The organism is Actinomycetospora aeridis (assembly GCF_037400275.1).
Classification (GTDB): Bacteria; Actinomycetota; Actinomycetes; order Mycobacteriales; family Pseudonocardiaceae; genus Actinomycetospora; species Actinomycetospora aeridis.
The window spans coordinates 1-1,503 of the sequence record NZ_JBBEGL010000025.1 but is presented as its reverse complement, the minus strand read 5'-3'; the positions used below and the strand labels follow the sequence as shown (position 1 = coordinate 1,503).

The window sequence follows — 1,503 nt, the reverse complement described above, 5'->3', positions numbered from 1 at the left end:
GGCGCCGAGGTTGCGGCTCAGGGTGGGGCCGTGGCGGGCGTGCTCGAGGGTGTGGTCGAGGTCGCCGGTGTGCGCGGAGTGGCGGCACGAGGGCGCGATGCAGTGCCGGTCGCGGGTGCGGGTCCAGCGGTCGATCTCGGTGCTGGGGCGGCGGTGCCGGGCCGCGTCGGGGTGGACGTGGTCGTCGGGGGCGCCGGGTGGGCGGGCGCGTAGGTCGGGCAGCCGGGCGCGCAGTTCAGCGAGCAGCGCGGCCCAGGCGGGGTGCTGTCCGGGGTCGAGTTCGGGGTCGGGGGCGGCGAGCAGCGTCGTCGGCACCTGGAGTTCGACGATGGCTGGTCCGTGCCGCCCCCGCCGCGCTCGGCGGCGGGGGCCGGGTGGTCGCCCGGGTGGTCGCTCGGCTGGTCGTTGCGTGTCGGTGAGGGTGGGGCGGTGGCGGGCGAGCAGGACGTGGTCGAGGCGGCCGTCGGGGTCGGTGAGCACGATGCGCCATTCGCCGCGGCGGTAGCGCTCGAGCAGGCGGCGGGCGGTGGGGGCGGTGAGGGTGCCCCAGCGGGGGACGTGGGCGGGCAGGTCGTCGAGGCCGAGCGCGGTGGTCAGGCGTAGCCGTAGCTCCACGGTCCCGTCGCGCACCCCACCCGCCGAGGCGCTCCCGATGGGCACGGTGTCCGGGGGACCAGCGCCGTCCTCGTCGCCGTCCTCGTCGCCGTCCTCTCCGTCGGTGTCGTCGCCGGGGGTGGGCTTGTCGCCGCCGGTGCCAGGGCCGGTTGACGCATCGTCGGTCGGCTCGGCGTCGGTCGGCTCGTCGGTCGGCTCGTCGCCCGATCCGTCGCTGTCCGGTTCGTCGCGGTCCGGCTTGTCGCTGTCCGGTCCGTCGCTGTCCGGTCTGTCGCTGTCCGGCTTGTCGCTGTCCGGCTTGTCGCTGTCCGGCTTGTCGCTGTCCGGCTTGTCGCTGTCCGGCTTGTCGCTGTCCGGCTTGTCGGTGCCCGGCTCGCCGTTCGGTCCGTCGGTGTCCGGCTTGTCGCCCTCCGGCTCGTCGTCGTCTGGTCCGTCGTCGACCGGCTCCTCGCCGCCGCCGTCGGGTCCGCTGTCGTCGGGGCCGCTGTCGTTCGGCCCGTCGTCCGGCCCGTCGTTGCCAGGTCCGTTGCCAGGTCCGCCGTCGGGTCCGCTGTCGGGTGCGCTGTGGGGTGCGCTGTGGGGTGCGCTGTGGGGTGCGCTGTGGGGTGCGCTGTCGGGTGCGCTGTCGGGTCCGCTGTCGGGTCCGCTGTCGGGTCCGCTGTCGGGTCCGCTGTCGGGTCCGCTGTCGATTCCGCCGTCGGGTCCGCCGTCGGGTCCCCAGTCCGGCCCGTTGTCCGGCCCGTCGTCCGGCCCGTCGTCGGGTCCGTTGTTGTCGGGGTGGAGTTCGGTGGCGAGCAGGTCGATCAGGGCGTTGTCGTCGAGGCCGGCGGCGGTGCCGGAGCCTGTCAGATGGCCTGTGTACAAGATCGTCTCTGACGAGGACGGAGG

At 75.2% G+C, this 1,503-nt stretch carries 1 pseudogene; it reads right to left on the bottom strand.

The annotated features are described in order from the left end of the window. Nucleotides 1–1,479, bottom strand: a pseudogene (locus tag WCD41_RS31005) (hypothetical protein); the annotation flags it as partial. Nucleotides 1,480–1,503 lie beyond the last annotated feature (24 nt).